General features: G+C 39.2%; 6 protein-coding genes. 4 read left to right on the forward strand and 2 right to left on the reverse strand.

Annotated features, from left to right (window positions below; all coding sequences use genetic code 11):
• Positions 1-49: 49 nt before the first annotated feature.
• Positions 50-523 carry a hypothetical protein gene (locus tag H6G26_RS37285; protein ID WP_190736596.1) on the reverse strand — a complete coding sequence of 158 codons (474 nt, stop codon included), beginning with the start codon at positions 521-523 and terminating at the stop codon, positions 50-52.
• Positions 524-618: 95 nt separating this feature from the next.
• Between H6G26_RS37285 and H6G26_RS37290 the strand changes: the two genes are divergently transcribed.
• Both H6G26_RS37290 and H6G26_RS37295 read left to right on the forward strand, forming a co-directional pair.
• Positions 619-1,011 (forward strand): hypothetical protein, encoded by a 393-nt coding sequence (locus H6G26_RS37290; protein ID WP_190736598.1) that lies wholly within the window; start codon positions 619-621, stop codon positions 1,009-1,011.
• Positions 1,012-1,563: 552 nt separating this feature from the next.
• Positions 1,564-2,004, forward strand: coding sequence for a hypothetical protein (locus H6G26_RS37295; RefSeq protein ID WP_190736600.1), 441 nt, complete (start codon positions 1,564-1,566; stop codon positions 2,002-2,004).
• Positions 2,005-2,392: 388 nt separating this feature from the next.
• On the opposite strand, the gene H6G26_RS37300 is transcribed toward H6G26_RS37295, so the two are convergent.
• Positions 2,393-4,804, reverse strand: a complete 2,412-nt coding sequence (locus H6G26_RS37300) for an FAD-dependent oxidoreductase (RefSeq protein ID WP_190736602.1) — start codon at positions 4,802-4,804, stop codon at positions 2,393-2,395.
• A gap of 451 nt (positions 4,805-5,255) precedes the next feature.
• Between H6G26_RS37300 and H6G26_RS37305 the strand changes: the two genes are divergently transcribed.
• Together H6G26_RS37305 and H6G26_RS37310 are read left to right on the forward strand one after the other, a co-directional pair.
• On the forward strand, positions 5,256-5,540 hold the full coding sequence (locus H6G26_RS37305) for a metallophosphoesterase (RefSeq protein WP_190736603.1): 285 nt from the start codon (positions 5,256-5,258) through the stop codon (positions 5,538-5,540).
• A gap of 24 nt (positions 5,541-5,564) precedes the next feature.
• Positions 5,565-6,059: a hypothetical protein gene (locus H6G26_RS37310; RefSeq protein ID WP_190736605.1), complete on the forward strand. Its 495-nt coding sequence runs from the start codon at positions 5,565-5,567 to the stop codon at positions 6,057-6,059.
• Positions 6,060-6,101 lie beyond the last annotated feature (42 nt).

The raw sequence follows: 6,101 nt of genomic DNA on the forward strand, positions 1-6,101 counted from the left end.
TCATTTAATCCTGGCTTTATTACGACTGGATATTGAACGGCTTCGACCCTTAGCACTTAGTCATGGAATTGACATTACTATTTCCAGGTGCAAGATATGAGCTTCCGGCTAAACAACTACCATCTACAATCCGCAGCCGATATTGTTTTCCTAGAGGACTGGGGCGTTCCACATTCAATCGGTGAAGCAACTCCTGGAGGTCGGATGCTGTCTCATGTACCAATGCCCTACTTACAGGCAGTTCAACCCGTTGCAATTTGTTGTATAACGCTGTGGCACTAACACTTATCTCCACTGCCTTCTTCTGATAGGCTGCATGAACCGATGGATATATCCCACACACTACCAGACGAATCATTTCCACCTGAGTCGAAAACAGTAACTCTTGAGAGTATTGGCGAACGCTTGAAGTCTCAAATAGCTGATTCATCCGCGTGGAGTTAAAAATTTTTTCCATCAGGACTCGCATCATTACACTGACGGGGCTGGCTTCTACAAAAGCATCAAATATAGGAGATAGCATAACCGCTTAACTGCTGTTTTAGTCTTACCTTCTTAAAAACCCACATCCTGTAATATTTGTCAATATTGAGAGGGCTGAGTAATCAGGGAAATACTATGTCACAAAGTCCTAACAAACAATCCAACTTTGGCCTCAAAGGCGCTCAATTTGCAGGTGGTCTAGTCAACGCAGACACAGTACCCGCACAACAAATCGGCGGCAATATCACTAACTACAACCCACAGCAAAAGCAGAATCTCGCAGAAGCCGCAGCAGAAATTCAGCAGCTTCTCAACCAATTGGGACAGAGTTATCCTACTAGCACTCCACTAGAAAAACAGATAGCAGTGACAGAAGCACTCAACCAAATCAATAGTAATTCTACTTTGAAAGCACGGGTACTTGAGGCGCTGAAAGCTGGTGAGACAGAGGCATTAAAAGAATTAGTAGATCATCCTCTTGTCAATATACTTTTGGCAACTTTAGAAGGTTGGCAGGATGTTGAATAGTTCAGCTACTACAGATGAAGCAGAGGGGTTAGCTGGTGGATCGCAAACTAAGAGTTGCAGATTATTCTGATTCCCGACCTTAAAACTATTAATTTTCTAAACCTGTTATCAGGCAACTATTTCAGCTTTTCAAGCGTGCCATTCTCTAGAGCATGAGTGAAATAGCAAAAGGCGACCGCATACTTTTAGAGTAGCCATCGCCTTGATTCTGGAATATTAATTTTTTATAACCAGTTTTCAGACTTAGTTAGGTCATCGGACTTATCTCCGGCGATTTGAGCGTTACAAGGTTACTTCCGGCTACTCCGGTTTTAGCTCCGGCTACTTTAAATAGCGGCACTTCAGTTTTGATTTAGTTGCTCCAGCAACGGGAGCAACCCTTGCAAATCACGAGCGCAATCACGTCCACTTTTTGTCTGTAAAGCGTGCTGTCCAATAGTGGAAGGGCTTGAAAGTTGATATTGCTACCCTAATCTCTACCGACAGAAAGATTTATACAAACGACAAGAGGTTTAAGGTAGGTACAACCAACAGTAACGCAAGGAAAAACAAATGAATCTACCTGCAACTGTTAGCACAAAACTCCAGAAAAGTGCGGCATTTATATTGCTTTCTCTAGCTTTAGTCGGTTTAGAAATTCCTTCTTCAACTGGACAAAGCTTGCCAAATAGCTCAACCAAATCGGCTTTGCTTGTTGATGGAACATATTTATACGGCGAAACTCCTAAACCTAATCAAATTGGGAAAGCCTACTTAGTAATGCAACATCAACAAGGAGATATTGTGGGAGCTTTGTACTATCCTAATTCTGAGTTTAGTTGCTTTACAGGAAAACAGAATAACAACACAGTTTCTGCTAAATCACTTAGTTCCAATAAAGCAAAAACTGAAAATATGAAAATTAACCTATCCAATTTTCATCAAATCAAACTTATTAGCCCTAACGACCAACGCATCCTCACAGTCTGCAAGCAAACAACACTTGCCTCTTAGCAATTAACTAATGAGATTATTAATTATATAGGCTTTATTGAATAACAAGACACGGATCACAATCTCAAAAGTCAGAGCAAAAGAGTAGGTGATTCAGACTACAACTCATTGCAGGCTGCGTTCAGCTTATAGTTTGATTAACCTGGCTCAAACATCTTGTGGTAGTGCAACCATGCTTAATGTCCTATCCATAAATGCATTTAGGACACCAAGCCTAAAACAGATTCCGTCGTTTCTCGAAGAGTGTCAAACAAAAGAGAGTTGTTTGTTCCCTTGTTCACCTCGGTCTGGTAGAGAAGCGCAGAATGCACTGAAATTTACTCCTTTAGGCAGCAATTTTTCGGATTTTAACCCAAACACTGCTGTAAAAACAGTTTCTTTCGGGCTGCTAGAAAAAATCTTTTTTAGTATTGTAGAAATTGGTAGAATTGGCTACCTGATAATCCTCTTGAAGGGTTGAGAAGTCATGATGGCTCAAAACAATAGCAATGGCAACATCCCTGATACTTTGTGATTTTTCCAGCCTCTCTCCCAAATAAATTTGCCAATAAACTTCCACATCACTTTCGAGAACTGGCTTCTCAATTTCTGTAATAACACCATTCTGCTTTGGATGAATCGAGGAAGCACTGTACTTCCACTCATTTCTATCCTTGAGAATGATATCAGGCGAATCACCAATCTGTAATTGGAGATGTAACTCGTTTAGACGTATCCCTTGATATACGTAAAACATTCTTGACACAAGCCCTTCAGGGGGGCGTACAGCTACTTCCATCAGAATCGGTTCTTCGCTAAGAGAAGGTAGCAATAAATCAATATTGAATACACCATTTTTGGGGTAACCGTGTTCTAAACTTTCTAACACATCACTTGAAAATTGCCAGAGTTTCTGAAATTCTGGTTCTTCTTCTCTAACAATAATATTGCCGATTTTATGACCAGAAATGAACTCATCATTAGGTCGATACTGCTTGCAAGCAGCGAAATAACAAGGCTGACCGTTTTTTATAACAACACTTGTATTGTATAACTGACCTATAATGAATTCATTCATCTCAAATTCGGAATCTGAATCTACATTGCTTTCACACCAAGCTTTCAAATCATCAACAGTATAGATTCTTCTAGATTTTTCACTTCTGGCTTCGCTAACTGGTTTGATAAAGATGTGATTACCTAGCTCTTTTACAACAAACTTTAAGTATGATGCTGGCTCTTTACGGTATTGGTCTTGAGCAAAAATTAGATACTTGGGCACCCGAATCAGGGAATTTTTGAGGGCAGATTTGAGGTAACTCTTATCAGTAAACTGCTGGATCATCGTTGGGCGATCGCCTGGCAGATTTAGAGCTTCACGCAACTGTGCAGTTAACAGCACTGAATACTTATCGTTGGTGACAATCCGACAGTTGTCATCTAAGAGTTTATAGTCAGTCTTAATCTGTTGATAGGTTTGGAACAGATTTTGTAAATTATAAGGTTCTACAATCTGCACAAAATCCAAGTACTGATACTGGGAAGGTACAACTTCACTGAGTCCTCGCCTACTACAGAGTAAAACTAGATTTCTATTATCTGAGCAGATATGCCTAAAATCAGTTTTGCTCAGAAGTATATCATGTAGCACAAAGACAGTCTGCTTATTGCTATCTATCTTACTACTATGCAAAGTAATTGGATTTGCCGACTCGTGCAGCATTTGTTGTACTAACTGGACAATTTCTTGTGAACATCCCCATGACAACGTTACGCCTGAACCTCCATGTCCATAGTTATAAAATATGTGTGTGTTTAAAACTCTTTCCACACAAACATTTTCTGATGTTAATGGTCGTAAACCAGTCCTAACAGGCTCCTTCTCATCTAGCGGGAGTTCTTTTAATTCCGGTAGAAACTCTAAACAACCATCATACATCTGTCGAATAATCGGAACCTCAAGAGATAAGTCTGTACCCCATTGGTCTTGCTGTGTTAATCCTCCTAAGACCACCAAATCATCCCCTCTAGGAACTATAAAAATGATGTCTTGCTCATTTAAAGAAGATTCTTCATGGGAAATGCAATGAGCATCCTTGACAACTTTCCCTAGATTTTTAACCCTGACAAGTGCGCCCCTCACGGGATACATGGAAGCATCCCCTGTAGTTGCTATTGAACCTAGCCCAGCACAATTAACAATTGCCCTTGCATTAAAACGGCTAAGTAGTTCCTGTTCGTTTTGAACTATATTGACAGTGATTTTCTCCTGGATAATCTCACATCCAATATCCTTTACATATTGAAGTAGCCAATTCATGTAAACATCGGTATTTGTCATCGGAGCCATGTGTTTATAAGCATCTTTTATACCTCCTTGAAAATTCAAGTCAATCGTTTTTTTGACAATATGTAAACCTCTTTCAAATCCATCAACTTTATCCTTCAACTCATTCATTTTACTTAGATCAGCAGGTCGATTTTCCAAAACATCCTTAAAATAGAAATACCCATCCCTCAAATAAATCCCTGTTTTTTCTGAACCAAACTCTGTGTGTATTTTCTTGAATTTATTATAGGTAGTCATACACCAGTCTTTAGAGCGTTCCAGCGATCTAGGAGATCCATGACGACCACAGACTGCCGGTGGCCATTCCCATAATGCACCTGCCACAATAGAGGTTAAATTTGGGGCAAAACGATCTGCAACAATCACGACATTAAAACCTGCCTCTCTCAGACATATAGCGGTTGTTAAACCGCTGACTCCTGCCCCAATTACTAAAATGTTCACATTATTCTCCGGCAATAAATTACTCATTAGAGGTTATCTCGATTTTTGGCGGTAGAAGATTAATGCTTTATTTTCCACATTCATAATATTAATTCTGGCGCTTTTTGGCTAACGCAGCATTAAGAAATTCTTAGCATTTGGCATTTAATCCAAGGATTATGTATCAATAGTTTTAGCTAAAAGTTAAGTATAAGTAGTATTAACAATTGATCAGATAAGTGGCTATCATTGAGTACTAGTTCAATGACGAATGAGCTTATTAATACAATATTTGATAAAAGCGACGTCTACTCTTTAGAGGCTGCGGCTACACCGAAATTTCTTCCCAATACTAGGGGGATGTGTAACTATATCCTGTATTATTTTTAGATACTTTCAGAAAATTTCAACTATGTTGGCAAATAAAAAGAGAAGAAAATACCTATTTATTCTACTTAGCATCAGTGTTAGTTTTTGTTTCCTGATTCTGTATGCTTTTATGATTGAGCCGAATCGTTTCGTCGTCACACGTCATCAACTAAATCAACAAATTACTTCTAAGAAAAATAGTTTCAATATTGTCCAAATCAGCGACCTCCATCTCAAACAATTTAATAATCGGGCACAACATATCGCCGAACAAGTTAATAAACTTAACCCAAATATTGTACTATTTACCGGAGATTCGATTGATCAAGTCGAACAGCTTGATGGATTTGATCGCTTTTTGTCGCTTCTTGATAAGCAAACAGCTAAGTATGCAATTATGGGTAATTGGGAATAATGGGCAGGTGTCGATTTAAAACGTTTGACAAAAATCTATGCCACTTATAATTGCCGCTTATTAGTTAATCAAAGTATTTTACATAAATACGGCGAATATTCTATATTAATCACGGGATTGGATGATTTAATCGGCAAACCCGATTTAATCAAATCCCTTCAAGGTCTTCGTCCTCAACAAAACCATTTATTACTCGCCCACTCACCAGCATATCGAGACTCATTTTCAAGTGATGAGCTAGCAAAGATAACACAATACAAACCACAGTATATGTTATCAGGGCATACTCATGGCGGACAATTATCATTCTTTGGCTTTGCTCCTTTACGTCCGCCTGGTAGTGGACGTTATGTCAGTGGTTGGTATCGAGATGGTGCGATTGCCCTGTACGTATCGCGTGGGCTAGGAGTTTCGGTTTTACCAGTGAGAATGGGTGTAGTCCCAGAGATTAGCTATTTTGAGTGGTTTCTGAACCGCTCAGTTCTTACATCTGCTGACATTCCAAATTCAAGTAATTGAGGGACTTCAGGTGGTTAATCCTGAAATTGTAATTTCCATCGA

The sequence above is a fragment of the Nostoc sp. FACHB-888 genome, assembly GCF_014696655.1.
Lineage (GTDB): Bacteria > Cyanobacteriota > Cyanobacteriia > Cyanobacteriales > Nostocaceae > Nostoc.